The sequence below is a fragment of the Achromobacter sp. 1011811831 genome, assembly GCF_059760905.1.
This window is the reverse complement of the sequence record NZ_JCBANG010000017.1, coordinates 42,482-56,566: the sequence shown is the minus strand read 5'-3', so window position 1 is coordinate 56,566 and position 14,085 is coordinate 42,482. Positions and strand designations below refer to the sequence as shown.

Annotated in this window: 17 protein-coding genes; 3 read left to right on the top strand and 14 right to left on the bottom strand. The window is 68.2% G+C overall.

Going from position 1 to position 14,085, the window contains the following annotated elements; translation table 11 throughout:
• Positions 1-142: 142 nt before the first annotated feature.
• A complete protein-coding gene (locus tag AC6LJ9_RS09420) occupies positions 143-910 on the bottom strand; it encodes an AraC family transcriptional regulator (RefSeq protein WP_498147356.1) in 768 nt (255 codons plus the stop codon).
• Between the two features lie 152 nt (positions 911-1,062).
• Between AC6LJ9_RS09420 and AC6LJ9_RS09415 the strand changes: the two genes are divergently transcribed.
• Positions 1,063-1,878 carry a sulfite exporter TauE/SafE family protein gene (locus AC6LJ9_RS09415; RefSeq protein ID WP_498147355.1) on the top strand — a complete coding sequence of 272 codons (816 nt, stop codon included), beginning with the start codon at positions 1,063-1,065 and terminating at the stop codon, positions 1,876-1,878.
• Between the two features lie 56 nt (positions 1,879-1,934).
• Here AC6LJ9_RS09415 and AC6LJ9_RS09410 read toward each other — a convergent pair whose 3' ends face one another.
• On the bottom strand, positions 1,935-2,378 hold the full coding sequence (locus tag AC6LJ9_RS09410; RefSeq protein WP_498147354.1) for a GNAT family N-acetyltransferase: 444 nt from the start codon (positions 2,376-2,378) through the stop codon (positions 1,935-1,937).
• Between the two features lie 294 nt (positions 2,379-2,672).
• Here AC6LJ9_RS09410 and AC6LJ9_RS09405 point away from each other — a divergent pair, with 294 nt between their 5' ends.
• Together AC6LJ9_RS09405 and AC6LJ9_RS09400 are read left to right on the top strand one after the other, a co-directional pair.
• Positions 2,673-3,071, top strand: a complete 399-nt coding sequence (locus AC6LJ9_RS09405) for a DUF4168 domain-containing protein (protein WP_498147353.1) — start codon at positions 2,673-2,675, stop codon at positions 3,069-3,071.
• 98 nt (positions 3,072-3,169) lie between these two features.
• Positions 3,170-3,877, top strand: a complete 708-nt coding sequence (locus tag AC6LJ9_RS09400) for a glutathione S-transferase family protein (RefSeq protein ID WP_498147352.1) — start codon at positions 3,170-3,172, stop codon at positions 3,875-3,877.
• Positions 3,878-3,908: 31 nt separating this feature from the next.
• Here the strand turns inward: AC6LJ9_RS09400 and AC6LJ9_RS09395 are convergent, their stop codons facing one another.
• From AC6LJ9_RS09395 to AC6LJ9_RS09340, 12 genes are all read right to left on the bottom strand, one after another.
• Positions 3,909-4,670, bottom strand: coding sequence for an ABC transporter permease (locus tag AC6LJ9_RS09395; protein ID WP_498147351.1), 762 nt, complete (start codon positions 4,668-4,670; stop codon positions 3,909-3,911).
• Positions 4,667-5,590, bottom strand: a complete 924-nt coding sequence (locus tag AC6LJ9_RS09390) for an ABC transporter ATP-binding protein (RefSeq protein WP_212313813.1) — start codon at positions 5,588-5,590, stop codon at positions 4,667-4,669. Before AC6LJ9_RS09390 ends, AC6LJ9_RS09395 begins: the two co-directional genes overlap by 4 nt.
• 152 nt (positions 5,591-5,742) lie before the next feature.
• Entirely contained in the window at positions 5,743-5,979 is a 237-nt protein-coding gene (locus AC6LJ9_RS09385) for a hypothetical protein (protein WP_498147350.1), read from the bottom strand.
• A 17-nt stretch (positions 5,980-5,996) separates the two neighbouring features.
• Positions 5,997-6,224 carry a FixH family protein gene (locus tag AC6LJ9_RS09380; RefSeq protein ID WP_212313804.1) on the bottom strand — a complete coding sequence of 76 codons (228 nt, stop codon included), beginning with the start codon at positions 6,222-6,224 and terminating at the stop codon, positions 5,997-5,999.
• Positions 6,225-6,263: 39 nt separating this feature from the next.
• The gene (gene ccoG, locus AC6LJ9_RS09375) at positions 6,264-7,757 is read right to left on the bottom strand and encodes a cytochrome c oxidase accessory protein CcoG (protein ID WP_498147349.1); all 1,494 of its coding nucleotides are present in this window, start codon (positions 7,755-7,757) and stop codon (positions 6,264-6,266) included.
• 169 nt (positions 7,758-7,926) lie between these two features.
• Entirely contained in the window at positions 7,927-8,877 is a 951-nt protein-coding gene (ccoP, locus tag AC6LJ9_RS09370) for a cytochrome-c oxidase, cbb3-type subunit III (RefSeq protein WP_498147348.1), read from the bottom strand.
• Positions 8,874-9,050, bottom strand: a complete 177-nt coding sequence (locus AC6LJ9_RS09365; RefSeq protein WP_212313878.1) for a CcoQ/FixQ family Cbb3-type cytochrome c oxidase assembly chaperone — start codon at positions 9,048-9,050, stop codon at positions 8,874-8,876. The genes ccoP and AC6LJ9_RS09365 overlap by 4 nt, the downstream gene beginning before the upstream one ends.
• A complete protein-coding gene (gene ccoO / locus AC6LJ9_RS09360) occupies positions 9,050-9,772 on the bottom strand; it encodes a cytochrome-c oxidase, cbb3-type subunit II (protein WP_212313799.1) in 723 nt (240 codons plus the stop codon). Before ccoO ends, AC6LJ9_RS09365 begins: the two co-directional genes overlap by 1 nt.
• A 10-nt stretch (positions 9,773-9,782) precedes the next feature.
• Positions 9,783-11,267 (bottom strand): cytochrome-c oxidase, cbb3-type subunit I, encoded by a 1,485-nt coding sequence (gene ccoN / locus AC6LJ9_RS09355; RefSeq protein ID WP_498147347.1) that lies wholly within the window; start codon positions 11,265-11,267, stop codon positions 9,783-9,785.
• Positions 11,268-11,512: 245 nt separating this feature from the next.
• Positions 11,513-11,674, bottom strand: a complete 162-nt coding sequence (ccoS, locus tag AC6LJ9_RS09350; protein WP_498147346.1) for a cbb3-type cytochrome oxidase assembly protein CcoS — start codon at positions 11,672-11,674, stop codon at positions 11,513-11,515.
• Positions 11,671-12,639, bottom strand: a complete 969-nt coding sequence (locus AC6LJ9_RS09345) for a hypothetical protein (RefSeq protein WP_498147345.1) — start codon at positions 12,637-12,639, stop codon at positions 11,671-11,673. Before AC6LJ9_RS09345 ends, ccoS begins: the two co-directional genes overlap by 4 nt.
• A 119-nt stretch (positions 12,640-12,758) precedes the next feature.
• Positions 12,759-14,027 (bottom strand): adenosylmethionine--8-amino-7-oxononanoate transaminase, encoded by a 1,269-nt coding sequence (locus AC6LJ9_RS09340; protein ID WP_498147344.1) that lies wholly within the window; start codon positions 14,025-14,027, stop codon positions 12,759-12,761.
• Between the last annotated feature and the right edge of the window lie 58 nt (positions 14,028-14,085).

Below are 14,085 nucleotides of genomic sequence, written 5' to 3'. Positions count from 1 at the left end.
TTCCCCCCAGGGGGGCATGCCTGCGGACCGAAGGGTGAAGCCCACCCCCGAAGCGCTTGCGCGCTTCCCCCTCAAGGGGGCATGCCTGCGGACCGGCAAAGCCGGCTCCGCGGCATCCCGCTGAAGCTTGCTATGGAGGGTCCTAGTCGGTGCGCAGATAGGCTGAGGGCGCGGCGCCCAGCACTCGTTTGAACATGGTCGAGAACGCGGCCGGGCCCTGGTAGCCGAAATCCAGGGCGATGACGGTGACCGGATCGCCCGCCGCCAGCCGCGCCAGCGCCAGCACCACGCAGGCGCGCTGGCGCCATTGGGCGTAGGACATGCCGGTGTGCTCGCGGAAATGGCGGCTGAAGCTGCGCGGGCTCATGTGCAGCCGCTCGGCCCAGTCCTGCGGCCGCGAGCGGATGTCCGGCGCCGCCATGAAGGCCTGGCACAGCGCCCCCAGCCGCGCGTCGCGCGGCAGCGGGATGTGCAGCGGCAGCGCCGGCGCGCGGTCCACCTCGTGCAGCAGCAGCCGGGCCAGCGCGCCGTCGCGCCCTTCCCTGTCGTACTGCGCCGGCATGTCCACAGCCGCCAGCAGCAGCTGGCGCAACAGCGGCGACACCTCCACCACTTCGCAGGCCCGCGCGTCCGCGCGCGCCGCGCCCGGCTCGATGTAGGCGCTGCGCGTGCTGACGCCCAGCATCCGCACCTGGTGCGTGACGCCGGCCGGGATCCAGACGGCGCGCTGCGGCGGCACCACCCAGCCGCCATCCCCGCTCAGCACCAGCATGACCCCGGTGGCGCCGTACAGCAGCTGCGCGCGCCGGTGCGCGTGCGCGTCCAGCAGGTGTCCGGCCGGATAGTCGTTGCCGATGGCGACGAGCGCGCGATCCAGGGCGTCATGCAGGTCGATATGGGTATTACGCATGCGGGCGTCCTCCAGACTGCCCGCTGCGGGCAGCCACGGGCGCTGATTCGGGAGTTGGCTGAAACTCGAATATTACTGTCTTCATTTCGAAAGCCGGCCAGGGCGGGCGCCGCTATCGTGATCCCATCATCATTCTTCGCAGGAATCGCGGCATGTTGTATCTGGTCCTGGCCCTGTTCGGCGTCCTCAGCGGCGTCACCACCGTGCTGTTCGGCTTCGGCGGCGGCTTCGTCGCCGTGCCGGTGCTGTATGCCGCCCTGCGGGCCGGACACGCGGCCGACGATCCGGCCGCGCTGGCCGCCATGCACATCGCGGTGGCCACGTCCACCTGCGTCATGATCGTGAACGCCGCGGCCGCCACCCGGCGCCACCAGAAGGCCGGCAATATCCTGCGCGCCTATGTCTGGCCGCTGGCCGGCTACATCGCCGTGGGCGCGGCGCTGGGCGCGCTGGCGGCGATGCGGATCGACGGCGGGCTGGTGCGCCTGGCCTTCATCGCCTACCTGGCCATCACGCTGGCCGACTGCCTGCTGCGCCAGGGCTTCCTGGCGCATGACGGCGGCGGCCAGCCGCGCCCTCTGGGCGGCGCGGCAACGGCGGGCGGCGGCCTGGCAATCGGCGCGGTGGCGGCCTTCCTGGGCGTGGGCGGCAGCGTGATGACGGTGCCGCTGCTGCGCCGGCGCGGCCTGCCGATGGCCCAGGCCGCGGCCATGGCCAATCCGCTGACGCTGCCCGTGGCCGTGGCCGGCACGCTGGCCTATGTCGTCGCCGCCCGCGACCTGCCCGCCGGGCTGGCGCCGTGGATGGCCGGCTATGTGGACCTGCCCGCCTTCGCCCTGCTGTCGCTGGGATCGCTGGTGGGCATCCGGCTGGGCGCGCCGCTGATCCCGCGCATCCCCGACCGCCTGCACGCCCGCGCCTATCTGGTGTTGCTGGCGCTGGTGCTGCTGGGCATGCTGCTGGCCTAGGGCCTCCGGTCCGCCGCGCCCTTGCCTTTCGGGCGGCCGCGAGCCGCCATGACACGCTAGCCGGGGACGGCCGGCGACGCGGCGTAGACGTCCGGGCGATGCAGTTCCATGTAGCGCTCGGGATGCTCGGGCGCCGTGAAGCCCAGCGGCGCGTAGACGCCATGCGCGCTGGTGGTGACCAGCACGATGCGCCGCAGCGCCGCTACCACCGGATCGTCGAACACATGGCGCATCAGCGCGCGCGAATAGCCGCGTCCCCGGTAGTCCGGCAGCACGAACACGTCGCACAGATAGGCGAAGGTGGCCTCGTCCGTCACCAGCCGCGCGAAGGCGACCTGGCGTCCGTCCAGGTAGGCGCCGTAGCAGCGCGAGCCGGCCAGCGCGCGCTCCAGCGTATCCCGGGGAATGCCGCGCGCCCAGGGCGTCTGGTCACGCAGGAAGGCGTGGATCATATCGACGTCGAGTTCGGACTTGTCGGTGGAAATGCGCAGCGCGCTCATGGACGGCGTGGCCTCGGTTGGAATGGACGGCCCCAGATTATGGCGCGGCCGCATACGCAAGGAAACATGGCGGCCAGCAGCGCCTACCAAATCGCGCAAAACGTTTCCGGCGCCGCCCCAGGGCGCGCCCTGGGAGCCGCCGCGGCCTTGCGGTGGCTCGCCGACACAGGAAAACACATCGGGAAACTTGAGGCCGGCCGGCGCGCTTTGCCATCATGGACCCGTATCCATCGGGATGCCCCGACGGGGTTCCCCTTTGGCCTGCCACGCCTTTCGCATCACAAGGAGGTCCCCATGCAGCGATCCCCCAGCACGTTCCTGTACGCCGCCCTGCTGTCCGCCGCCCTGGCCGCGCCTGTCATGGCGCAGCAGCAACCTCCAGCCAGCCAGACGCCATCGCCGATGCAGGCGCCGGCCGTGCCGCAGCCGTCCGACCAGCAGTTGCAGCGCTTCGCCTCGGCCTCGCAGAAGGTCTCCGGCGTCGTGGACGAATATCGCCCCAAGGTCGAATCGGCCAAGACCGACGAGGCCAAGCAGAAACTGGTCAAGGAAGCCGACGAGAAGATGGTGCAGCTGGTGCGCGCCGACGGCCTGACCGTCGATGAATTCAACGGCATCAGCCGCGCCGTGCAGCAGGATCCGCAATTGCAGCAGCGCGTGTCCAAGCTCAATCCGTCCGGCAAGACGCGCTAGCGAGCTGTCCCGCCGATCCGCCCATGCCGGCGGATCGGCGTAGCGCGCTATCCTTGGGGCCAGGGTTTCCGTCCCGCCATCGCAAGGAGCGCATCGCCTTGAATCCCGATCTCACCCTGTACGACCTGGCCGGCGCCGACGCGTCGCTGCGGTTCAGCCCGCATTGCTGGAAGATCCACATGGCCCTGGCCCACAAGGGATTGTCGGCCGCCACGGTGCCGTGGCGCTTCACGGAAAAGGAAGAGATCGCGTTCTCCGGCCAGAAGCTGGTGCCGGTGCTGGTGCACGGCGGCCAGGCGGTCAGCGATTCCTGGCGGATCGCCTGCCACCTGGAAGACGCCTTCCCCGACCGCCCCTCGTTGTTCGGCGGCGAGGCCGGCCGCAGCCTGAGCCTGTTCGTCAACAGCTGGAGCGACGCCACGCTGGTGCCCATCCTGGCCCGGCTGCTGCTGCCGTCCATCCATGCCCTGATCCACGAGAAGGACCGCGATTACTTCCGCGCCACGCGCGAGAAGCGCTTCGGCCCGCTGGAGGAGCTGCCGGCCGGCTACGCGGCGCAGATCGAGGCGCTGCGCGCCGCCCTGCAGCCGCTGCGCCTGACGCTGACGCGCCAGCCCTACCTGGCCGGCGCCGCGCCGGCCTATGCCGACTACGCGGTGTTCGGGATGTTCATGTGGGCGCGCTGCACCAGCGCGCTGGAACTGCTGGCGCCGGACGACGCCGTCCACGCCTGGCGCGAACGGCTGCTGGACGCGCACGGCGGGCTGGCGCGCGCCGCGCAGGCGGCCTCCGCTCAGGCGGCCTGAACGCAAGCCGCCTGATCCCGCCCTGCCCGCCTCAGGTCTTGAGCCGGTAGCCGGTCTTGAAGATCCAGCGCACGCAGACCAGGCACAGCGCCAGGAAGGCCAGCGTCATGCCGAAGCTGACGCCCACGCTGACATCGGCCACCCCGTAGAACGCCCAGCGGAATCCGCTGACCAGGTAGACCACGGGGTTCAGCAGCGTGACGGTCTGCCAGAACGGCGGCAGCATCTTGATGGAATAGAAGGTGCCGCCCAGGAAGGTGAGCGGCGTGATGATCATCAGCGGGATGATCTGCAGCTTCTCGAAGCCGTCCGCCCAGATGCCGATGATGAAGCCGAACAGGCTGAACGTGACCGCCGTCAGCACCAGGAAGCCCAGCATCCAGAACGGATGCGCCACGCCGAAGGACACGAACAGCCTGGCCGTGGCCAGCATGATCAGGCCCAGCAGGATGGACTTGCTGGCCGCCGCCCCCACGTAGCCGGCCACGATCTCCACGTAGGAGATCGGCGCCGAGTGGATTTCATAGATGGTGCCGGTGAAGCGCGGCATGTAGATGCCGAACGAGGCGTTGGCGATGCTCTGCGTCAGCAGCGCCAGCATGATCATGCCAGGCACGATGAAGGCGCCGTAGCTGACGCCGTCGATCTCGACCATGTGCGAGCCGATGGCCGAGCCGAACACGACGAAGTACAGCGCGGTGGAGATGACCGGCGAGGCCACGCTCTGCATCAGCGTGCGCCAGGCGCGCGCCATTTCGAACTTGTAGATGGCGAGGATGGCGTGGAAGTTCATGATTGCGCGTGCACCAGGCTGACGAAGATCTCCTCGAGCGAACTTTCGGAGGTGTTGAGATCGGTGAACTCGACGCCGCGCTCGGCCAGGGCGCGCAGCAGCAGCGAGATGTCGCCGCCGTCCTGCTTGCCGTAGGTGTGGACCAGCTTGCGGCCGTCCTCGGCCAACTCCAGCTCATAGGCTTCCAGGCCGGGCGGCACGGCCGCCAGCGGCGTCTTCAGCGTCAGCGCCAGCCGGCGCTTGCCCAGCTTTTCCATCAGCGCGTGCTTTTCCTCGACCAGGATGATCTCGCCCTTGCGGATCACGCCGACGCGGTCGGCCATTTCCTGGGCTTCCTCGATGTAGTGCGTGGTCAGGATGATGGTCACGCCGTTCTCGCGCAGCCGCCGCACCATGTCCCACATGCCGCGCCGCAGCTCCACGTCCACGCCGGCGGTGGGCTCGTCCAGGAACAGGATCTGCGGCTCGTGCGACAGCGCCTTGGCGATCATGACGCGCCGCTTCATGCCGCCGGACAGCGCCATGATGCGGTTGTCCTTCTTGTCCCACAGCGACAGGTCGCGCAGGATCTTCTCGATAAGGGCGGGATTGGCCGGCTTGCCGAACAGCCCTCGGCTGAACGACACCGTGTTCCAGACGCTCTCGAAGGCGTCGGTGGAGATTTCCTGCGGCACCAGCCCGATCTTGGCGCGGGCCGCGCGGTATTCGGCGACGATGTCGTGGCCGTCGGCCAGCACCCGGCCCTCGGTGGCGTTGACGATGCCGCAGATGATGCTGATCAGCGTGGTCTTGCCCGCGCCGTTGGGCCCGAGCAGGGCGAAGATCTCTCCGCGCCGGATTTCCAGGTCCACGCCCTTGAGCGCCTGGAACCCGGATGCATATCGCTTGGACAAGCCCTGGACTGAAATGACCGGCTGCACGGACGCCCCGTTGGAAGGTTTCGAACAGCGGGGATTTTACCTGCCGGCGGACAGAGGCTTGTGCACGGCGACGGAACGCAGTGTTCGCGCTTGGCGGCCAATGACGCGATCCGCCCGACGCCGCCCGGCCGCAAGGCCGGACGGCGGGTCGATCACAGGTCTTCGTCCTCGCGCGGCCTGGGCATCAGGTAGGCCGTGAGCGCGCTGGACAGCCCGGCCATCACCCACAGCACGAAGAAGGACACGGTGTAGAAGCCGGTGCGCCCGGTGGGCACGTGTCCGAATATGGCCACGTCCAGCGGGTCGATCAGCGCGAAGACCAGCGCGCTGCACGCCGCCGCCGCCAGGAACGACGGCCACAGGATCCACATCAATGATCTCAAGCCCATGCGGCCCCTCCTTTGTCTTACGGTTTGGACTGGACGGCCGCCTGGCGCGCGGCCCCCGCTCCCTGCTGCTCGATGACCAGCCCGCGCTTGACCAGCCCTTCCTCCTGGATGGGCTGGTTGCTGAACTGGGTGAAGGCGAAATAGATGGTGATGAAGCAGCCCACCATCGCCAGGAACGGGCCGGCCATCAGGAACCAGGGCCAGAATTCGCGGTACCAGGGCTTGGCGATCGTGGCGGTAGTCATAACGTGATCCTTTGATCCTTGCGCGGGTCCATGCCGCGCTCAGTTGGGAATGTAGAAGCTGGCGGGTTCGTCGGTCTCGATGCCACGATTCTCGCCGTCCTGGGCGCGGGCGTGCAAGGTGATCGGATGCGCGCCGGGCGCGGCGCCCACGGGCACGCGGATCACCATCGGCACCAGCTTGTTGGCGGCGGCCTCGACTTCGACCACGTCCGACGCTTCCTGGCCGGCCAGCACGGCCAGTCCGGGCAGGCCCTCGGCCGACAAACGCAGGCGCAGCGGCGAATCCGAGGTGTTGATGATCTGCAGGCGGTAGACGTTCTCGATCAGGCCGCCGGCCACTTCGCGGCCCAGTACGCCGCGATCGCGGATCACGTCCACGCGCAGCGGGTTGCGCACGACCAGCGAGGTGATGAAGGCGATGACCAGGATCAGGATCAGCGTGCCGTAGACCAGCACGCGCGGACGCAGCAGGTGCGAACGGGCGCTCTTGGTCGACAGGCCGTCCAGCATGGCGCGCTCGGACGTGTAGCGGATCAGGCCCGGCTCGTACTGCATCTTGTCCATCACCTGCTCGCAGGCGTCGATACAGGCGCCGCAGCCGATGCACATGTATTGCAGCCCTTCGCGGATGTCGATGCCGGTCGGACAGACCTGCACGCACAGGCTGCAATCGACGCAGTCGCCCAGGCCGGCGGCCTTGTGGTCGACCTTGCGCGAGCGGCCGCCTCGCGGATCGCCGCGACGCTTGTCGTAGGTCACCACGAAGGTGTCCGGGTCCACCATCACGCTCTGGAAGCGGGCGTAGGGGCACATGTACTTGCACACCGACTCGCGCATGAAACCGGCGTTGCCCCAGGTGGCGAATCCGTAGAACAGCATCCAGAACCACTGCCAGGGGCCCAGCTGCAAGCTGAACAATTCATGGCCCAGTTCGCGGATGGGCGCGAAATAGCCGATGAAGGTCGAGCCGGTCCACCAGGCCAGCGCGATCCACAGGAAATGCTTCGTGATCTTCAGCCGCGCCTTGTGCCAGGACCAGGGCGATTCGTCCAGGCGGATGCGGGCCACGCGGTCGCCTTCGACCTTGCGCTCGATCCACATGAAGATCTCGGTGTAGACGGTCTGCGGACAGGCGTAGCCGCAGAACAGCCGGCCGGCCACGGCGGTGAACAGGAACAGCGCCAGCGCCGAGATCACCAGCAGCACCGCCAGGTAGACCACGTCCTGCGGCCACAGCACCAGGCCGAACAGGTAGAACTTGCGCGCGCCCAGGTCGAACAGCACGGCCTGTCGGCCGTTCCATTGCAGCCAGGGCAGGCCGTAGAAGATGAGCTGGGTCAGAAAGACGAAGGCGATGCGCCAGCGCGCGAACAGGCCGCTGACGGATCGCGGATAGATCTTGCTGCGCACGCCGGCCAGGGTCTGTTCCAGCGTTTCCTGGCCGGGACGCGGCGGCCGCACATGCGGCCGCCAGGGCGGCGGGTCGCCGCCGGGCGGCGTGCTGACGCTTGCGGTTGACCCATCGTTTTTCATCGCCGGGCCGCCCCAAGATGAAGCGCGCCCCCCTCGGGGGGGCAGCAAGCGCACAACGTGCGCGCGGCGTGGGGGGTCATCTTCATTTGCTGCTCCGTACTCATCAAGTCCACGTCGCCTGAGAGAAACGCCGTTTCCCCCAGGCTCTATGCCACATACAGGTCCGCGATCAGCGGGCCGCCGTCTTTTCGGTCGCCTGCGGCTTGGCGTCCGGCTTGTTGGACAGGCCCCATACCCAGGCCGTCAGGATCTTGATCTGGTCGGGCGTCAGCACGTCCTCATGCGCGGGCATGCGGTTCTGGCGTCCTTCCAGGATGGTCTGCACGATGGTCGCTTCCGAACTGCCGTAGAGCCAGACTTCGTCCGTCAGGTTGGGCGCGCCCAGCGACTGGTTGCCCTTGCCGTCGACACCGTGACAGGCCACGCAGTAGTTGGCGAACTCGCGCTTGCCGCGGAACACGCGCACCGGATCGGCGGTCAGGCCCGACAGCGAGCGCACGTACTGCGCGATATCGCCGGCGGTCTTGGGATCGATCACGCCCTTCCACGGCGGCATCACGCCGACGCGGCCCTGGGTGATGGTCTGCATGATGGCTTCGGGAGAGCCGCCGTGCAGCCAGTCGCCATCGGCCAGGTTGGGGAAGCTGGGGCCGCCCTTGGCGTCCGAGCCGTGGCACTGCGCGCAGGTGTTCAGGAACAGGCGCTGGCCGATTTCACGCGCGCCGGGGTCGGCGGCGATCTGCGGCACGGTCATGGTCTCGAAACGCGCATAGATGGGGCGCACCGCCTCGGCCAGCTTGGCCTGGTTGCGCGCCACTTCCTCGGCGCTGCTGTAGCCCAGCGAGCCCTTGTACTCGCCCAGGCCCGGCATGAAGAACAGGTAGCCCAGCGCGAACACGCAAGCCAGCAGGTACATCCAGGTCCACCAGCTGGGGACCGGGTTGTTCAGCTCGGTCAGGTCGCCGTCCCAGACATGGCCGGTGTCCTCGACCTGGCCGTTGGCCGGCTTGGTGCTGAGCCAGCGGCGCTGCGTGTACAGCAGCCACACGCACCAGACCACGCCGCCCACGGCGACGACAGAGATGAAATACCCCCAGAAGCCATTGACGAAATCGCTCATGACCGATTCGCTCCATCTTGTTGTGCCGGCCCGAATTCATCGGGCAGCGCGAACGGCAGCATCGCCGATTCGCTGTTGGCGCCCTGGCGGCCGCGCGAGCAGGCCCACCAGACGATGCCGAAAAAGGTTGCCATCGAGATGGCGGTGACGATTGCGCTGATGTAGGCCATGATCAACCTCCCGACGCCGGCTGGGCGGCCGGCTGCCTGGCGGCGTCAACGGCCTTCTTGGCGGCTTCCTCGGCGGCGGCGGCCTTCTTGGCCTGCTGCGCCTTGCGTACGCCCACGCCCAGCCCTTGCAGGTAGGCCACCAGCGCGTCCTCTTCCGTCTTGCCCTCGATGGCCTTGGGCGCGCCGGCGATGTCCTCGTCGCTGTAAGGCACGCCGAGCAGGCGCAGGGCGCGCATGCGGTCCTGCACGTTCTGGCCGGTGATCGAGGTCTTCTCCAGCCACGGATAGGCCGGCATGTTGGACTCCGGCACCACCATGCGCGGGTTGCGCAGGTGGATGCGGTGCCACTCGTCGGAATAGCGCTCGCCCAGGCGCGCCAGGTCGGGACCCGTGCGCTTGGAACCCCACAGGAACGGATGGTCGAACACCGATTCCGAGGCCAGCGAGTACGAACCGTAGCGCTGCACTTCGGCCGCCAGCAGGCGCACCTGCTGGGAATGGCAGCCGACGCAGCCTTCGCGGATGTAGACGTCGCGGCCCATCAGGCGCAGAGGGCTGTAGGGCTCGACGCCCTCGGCCGCCTGCGTGGTGCTGTGCTGGAAGAACAGCGGGATGATCTGCACCAGGCCGGCGAAGGACACCACCAGGATGCTGGCGATGATCATCCAGCCGATGTTCTTCTCGAGCGTCTGGTGGGAAAAGAAGCCGTGTTGCTTGTTGGCCATGATGTCCTCGTCAAACGGTAGCCGGAGCGGCGGCGGTGACCGGCGTGCGCGCGGCTTGCGGATCGTCCTGGGGAATGGCGGGGTTGACCGCGGTCGCGCCGCGCACCGTCATCCAGACGTTCCACGCCATCACGAACACGCCCGACAGGAACAGCGTGCCGCCCAGCAGACGGATCAGGTAGTACGGAACGCGCGTCTTCAGTTCCTCGACGAAGCTGTAGACCAGGGTGCCGTCGGGAGCGGTGTCGCGCCACATCAGGCCCTGCTGCACGCCGGCGATCCACATGGCGGCGATGTACAGCACCACGCCGATGGTCGCGATCCAGAAGTGCAGTTCGATGGCCTTGACGCTGTGCATCTTCTCGCGGCCATAGAGGCGCGGGATCAGGTAGTACAGCGAGCCGAACGAGATCATGGCGACCCAGCCCAGCGCGCCGGAGTGCACGTGGCCGATGGTCCAGTCCGTGTAGTGGGACAGCGCGTTGACCGTGCGGATCGACATCATCGAGCCTTCGAAGGTCGACATGCCGTAGAACGACAGCGCCGTGACCATGAACTTCAGGATCGGGTCGGTGCGCAGCTTGTACCAGGCGCCCTGCAGCGTCATGATGCCGTTGATCATGCCGCCCCACGAAGGCGCCAGCAGGATCAGCGAGAAGGTCATGCCCAGCGACTGGGTCCAGTCCGGCAGCGAGGTGTACAGCAGATGGTGCGGGCCCGCCCACATGTACGTGAAGGCCAGCGCCCAGAAGTGGACGATGGACAGGCGGTACGAGTAGATCGGACGGCCGGCCTGCTTGGGCACGAAGTAGTACATCATGCCCAGGAAGCTGGTGGTCAGGAAGAAGCCCACGGCGTTATGGCCGTACCACCACTGCACCATGGCGTCCTGCACCCCGGCGTAGGCCGAGTACGACTTCCACAACGACACCGGCACTTCGATGTTGTTGAAGATGTGCAGCAGGGCGATGGTCAGGATGTACGAGCCGAAGAACCAGTTGGCCACGTAGATGTGCTTGGAGCGGCGCTTGATGATGGTGCCGAAGAACACGATGGCGTAGGCCACCCAGACCAGCGTGATCAGGATGTCGATGGGCCATTCGAGTTCCGCGTATTCCTTGCTGCTGGTGTAGCCCAGCGGCAGGGTGATCGCGGCGGCGACGATGACGATCTGCCAGCCCCAGAAGGTGAACGCGGCCAGCGGGCCGCAAAACAGGCGGGTCTGACAGGTGCGCTGGACCACGTAGTACGACGTGGTGAACAGCGCGCTGCCGCCGAACGCGAAAATCACCGCGTTGGTGTGCAGCGGACGCAGCCGGCCATAGGTCAGCCAGGCGGTGTCGAAGTTCAACTGAGGCCAAATCAGCTGCGCGGCGAGCAGTACGCCCACAGCCATGCCGACGATTGCCCACACTACCGTCATGAGCGCGAATTGCCTCACGATCTTGTAGTTGAAGGTGTCGGCCTTGCTTGCGATTGCGGCGCAATCGTTCATCACCCTTCCCCTAAAAGAAACAAACAGTTCCAGGCTTCAATGATGGGGGGGCCGGGGTAAACCCGCGTTGATGTGGATCAAGTCCCTACTCGAGAAATGGGGAACGCGGCGCGCGGGCAACGGGTCAGAAGCAGCGGTTTTCGACCGTATCAGCCATATCAGCCGGATCAGTGGCGAAGCACTGTCCGGCCTTTCGGTGATTTTCCGGCGCGGAATCCCCGGCGCCCCAGGCCTCGCGCGGCGGCCTAGCCCCGGCTGGCCGGCCCGCTGTCGTCATCGCGCAGGATCGCCGTGCCGGCGCTGTCGGTGTCGTCGTACTGGCCGTTGAATACGGCCCACCACAGCGACACGCCGATCGCCAGCACGAACAGCAGCGACAGGGGCAGCAGCAGGTAGAGGATGGTCATGCGGATTCCGGCGCGCCGGCGGCCAGCGCGCCGGACCAGTCACGGCGCGACAGCCGCCAGGAGTTCCAGGCCACCGCCAGCGAGGACAGCAGCATGGTGATGGCCGCCAGCCAGGGCGTGACCCAGCCGACCAGCGCCAGCGGCGTCATCAGCAGGTGCCATACAAGCGAGCCATACAAGTTCTGGCGCGCCTTGCGGCCCGCCTCGTCCAGCAGCGCCTGCAAGGCCGCGTCGGGCATGGACGGATGCGCCGCCAGCGCGGCGTGCGCCGAGGCCATGGCCGTCGGCACGGCCATCGACATCGCACAGGGACAGCTCATGACCAGCAGCGCCACCATCACCGGGATGCTGTGGGCCGGATCGACATAGGCCCAGGCCGCGGCGGCGGCCAGCGCCAGGATCACCTGGATCATCACGAAGCGCGAGGCCAGCCGGTCGGCGCTGGCGCCCAGGCTCAGGCGGCGCGCCTCGACGCGGGAATGGCGCAGGCCGCCGGCCGAGCCGCCAAAGGACTGGCGCGCGCACAGTTCCAGGTAGCGGGCGGTCAGCAGGAAGGCCACGAACATGGTCACCGAATCGAAATACACCTCGCCGTATCCGGTGTAGGTCGCGTGCACCGAGGGAATGAAGGCGGCCACGATGCCCAGGGCCACCGGCACGTCCATGCCGGCGCGGCCATGGCGCAGGTTGTCGCCGGCGTGACGCCAGATCGGCCAGGCCGAGTACAGCACCACGGGCACGGTCAGCGCGAAGCTGGCCCAGTTCATCAGCACGATGGCCCAGTCCAGCGTCTCCAGGGCATCCGTGGGGATGCCGTCGTGGCGCAGGTAGCCGGGCCAGGCGAACATCATCACCTGCATCATGGCCAGCCAGGCCAGCGACAGGCGCACCAGCGCGTGCCGGCGCTGCTGGCGGTCGGCGTCGGACAGGCCGACGGGGACGGCGAAGATCGATTTGGCTCGCATGCGCCGATCTTAGCCAGCCGCCGGCGTCGGCGTCTTGACATGGATCAAGCCGCCGGACCGGATTTGCCGCCGGCCGGGTCAGGACTGGCGACCGGCGCGCCGGCGATTCGGCCGCCGGGTCAGGGCCGCTGGCGGCGCAGCACGTCCGACACGGCGCCCGTCAGGACGGCCAGCTCGTCCGCCGCGATGGTCAGCGCCGGGGTCAGATAAACCACGTTGCCGAACGGCCGCACCCAGACGCCGGCCTCGACCAGCCGCCGCTTGAGCGCTTCGCGGTCGGCGATGCCGTCCAGTTCCACCGCGCCGATCGCGCCCAGCACGCGCACGTCGCGCACCCAGGGCAGCTCGCGGCACGGCGCCAGCCCTTGCTCCAGCGCGGCGCTGATCGTCCGCGCCTGATCCAGCCTCGGCTCGCGCTCGAACAGGTCCAGCGAGGCATTGGCGGCGGCGCAGGCCAGCGCGTTACCCATGAAGGTGGGACCATGCATCAGCGCGTGCGACGGCTCGTCGGACCAGAAGGCGTCGAACACCCGGCTGCTGGCGACCGTGGCGGCCAGCGGCAGCGTGCCGCCGGTCAGCGCCTTGGACAGCGTGATGATGTCGGGGCGCGCGCCGGCCTGTTCAAAGGCGAACATCGTGCCGGTGCGGCCGAAGCCGGTGAAGATCTCGTCGTAAATCAGCAGCAGGCCGTGGCGGTCGGCCAGCCGGCGCAGGCGGCGCAGCACCTCGGGATCGTGCATCAGCATGCCGCCGGCGCCCTGCACCAGCGGCTCGACCAGGATCCCCGCCAGCTGCGGGCCACGGCGCGCCAGGAAGGCATCCAGCTCGGCCTCGCCGGCCTCGTCGCGTGGCAGGGCGACGATGTCGTGCTCGGCCAGCATGCCCCGGAACAGGCTGTGCATGCCCTCCTCCGGATCGCAGACCGCCATGGTGCCGAAGGTGTCGCCGTGGTAGCCGCCCTTGAACGCCAGGAAGCGGCCGCGGCCGCGCTCGCCCTGGTTGAGCCAGTATTGCAGCGCCATCTTCATGGCCACTTCCACCGCCACCGAGCCGGAATCCGTATAGAAGACCCGGTCCAGGCCCGGCCCCAGCAGCGCCGCCAGCCGCCGCGCCAGCGTCAGCGCCGGCTCGTGGGTCAGGCCGCCGAACATCACGTGCGGCATGGCGTCGAGCTGGGCGCGCACGGCCTGGGCGATGTGGGGATGGTTGTAACCGTGGCAGGCGGTCCACCAGGACGCCACCCCGTCGATCAGGCTGCGCCCGTCAGCCAGTTCCAGCCGGCTGCCATGGCTGCGCACCACGGGCAGCGGCGGCGTGGCGGTCTTCATCTGGGCATAGGGCAGCCAGATGTGGGGCTGGCCCTGGGCCACCCAGTCGGGCGTGTGCATATATAGAGCTCCTGCAAAACCGGAGGCCCGGGCCAGGAAACTCCCGGTGGGCCGTCTG

Bases quoted from the DNA above. Each gene is read 5' to 3' on its own strand.
- AC6LJ9_RS09420 (WP_498147356.1), bottom strand. From the start codon at position 910: ATGCGTAATACCCATATCGACCTGCATGACGCCCTGGATCGCGCGCTC.
- AC6LJ9_RS09415 (WP_498147355.1), top strand. From the start codon at position 1,063: ATGTTGTATCTGGTCCTGGCCCTGTTCGGCGTCCTCAGCGGCGTCACC.
- AC6LJ9_RS09410 (WP_498147354.1), bottom strand. From the start codon at position 2,378: ATGAGCGCGCTGCGCATTTCCACCGACAAGTCCGAACTCGACGTCGAT.
- AC6LJ9_RS09405 (WP_498147353.1), top strand. From the start codon at position 2,673: ATGCAGCGATCCCCCAGCACGTTCCTGTACGCCGCCCTGCTGTCCGCC.
- AC6LJ9_RS09395 (WP_498147351.1), bottom strand. From the start codon at position 4,670: ATGAACTTCCACGCCATCCTCGCCATCTACAAGTTCGAAATGGCGCGC.
- AC6LJ9_RS09385 (WP_498147350.1), bottom strand. From the start codon at position 5,979: ATGGGCTTGAGATCATTGATGTGGATCCTGTGGCCGTCGTTCCTGGCG.
- AC6LJ9_RS09380 (WP_212313804.1), bottom strand. From the start codon at position 6,224: ATGACTACCGCCACGATCGCCAAGCCCTGGTACCGCGAATTCTGGCCC.
- ccoG (WP_498147349.1), bottom strand. From the start codon at position 7,757: ATGAAAAACGATGGGTCAACCGCAAGCGTCAGCACGCCGCCCGGCGGC.
- ccoP (WP_498147348.1), bottom strand. From the start codon at position 8,877: ATGAGCGATTTCGTCAATGGCTTCTGGGGGTATTTCATCTCTGTCGTC.
- ccoO (WP_212313799.1), bottom strand. From the start codon at position 9,772: ATGGCCAACAAGCAACACGGCTTCTTTTCCCACCAGACGCTCGAGAAG.
- ccoN (WP_498147347.1), bottom strand. From the start codon at position 11,267: ATGAACGATTGCGCCGCAATCGCAAGCAAGGCCGACACCTTCAACTAC.
- ccoS (WP_498147346.1), bottom strand. From the start codon at position 11,674: ATGACCATCCTCTACCTGCTGCTGCCCCTGTCGCTGCTGTTCGTGCTG.
- AC6LJ9_RS09345 (WP_498147345.1), bottom strand. From the start codon at position 12,639: ATGCGAGCCAAATCGATCTTCGCCGTCCCCGTCGGCCTGTCCGACGCC.
- AC6LJ9_RS09340 (WP_498147344.1), bottom strand. From the start codon at position 14,027: ATGCACACGCCCGACTGGGTGGCCCAGGGCCAGCCCCACATCTGGCTG.